The organism is Methylophilus luteus, assembly GCF_042676265.1.
GTDB classification, from domain to species: Bacteria; Pseudomonadota; Gammaproteobacteria; order Burkholderiales; family Methylophilaceae; genus Methylophilus; species Methylophilus luteus.
Window position 1 is genome coordinate 1 of record NZ_JBHTKB010000006.1, and the last position, 819, is coordinate 819.

At 63.5% G+C, this 819-nt stretch carries 1 protein-coding gene; it reads left to right on the top strand.

All coding sequences use genetic code 11. The annotated features are described in order from the left end of the window. Window positions 1-819 (top strand): autotransporter domain-containing protein (locus tag ACFQ1Z_RS14580; protein ID WP_379059085.1); only part of this gene is annotated, 819 nt, incomplete at both ends.

Sequence of the window (819 nt, forward strand, 5' to 3'; positions counted from 1 at the left end):
CCCGCCAGCGCCGCCTTGCCCGCCCTCATGGACCTCTCAGGCCGTATGGCCTTGCATGCACTGCTGAATGGCCCGCAAAGCGTAGGCAGCAGTATGGATACCAGCACCGACCCCAACGCCAAACACCCGCTGTGGCTGTTCGCCAGCCAGGAGCGCCTGCATGCCGGCGGCGATGGCAGCGTCAACCCCAGCTACAGCAGCTGGATCAGCGGCCTGCACCTGGGCGGTGACCTCTGGCGCAACGAAACCAGCACCACCCGGCTAGGCGCGTATGGCTCAGTGCTCTATAGCCAGGGCGATGCCAGCGGCCTGCTGCGCAGCCCATCACACAGCGACGCCGGCAACCTCAGCCAGACCACCTATCTCGGTGGGCTATACCTGCTCAGCCAACTGCCCAACGGCATCAACCTCAAAAGTGCCGTACAACTGCACCAGGGCAAAGGCAGCATCAGCAGCGGCGATAGCGCCACCCTCAAAAGCCATGGCGCCGCCGCCAGCCTGCAGGCTGGCCTGCCACTCCCCCTCAACCAGCACCTGACCCTGGAACCACAAGCACAACTCATCTACCAGGTACAAGAATTCAACGACCTGCACCTGGCGGGCAATACCAAAGCACGGCTGGATAGCGACAACAGCGTACTGAGCCGGCTAGGCGCCAGACTAGCGTGGGAAGACAAACAAGCCCCCCGGCCATGGGTGACAGAAGCCTTATTCAACGTCTGGCACCGCAGTGGCGGCGAACAGCGCGTGCGTTTCAGCACCCCGGCAGCGCAGAGCAGGGTAGAGGCAGACTTTGCTAACACCAGCCTGCAAGTGGGG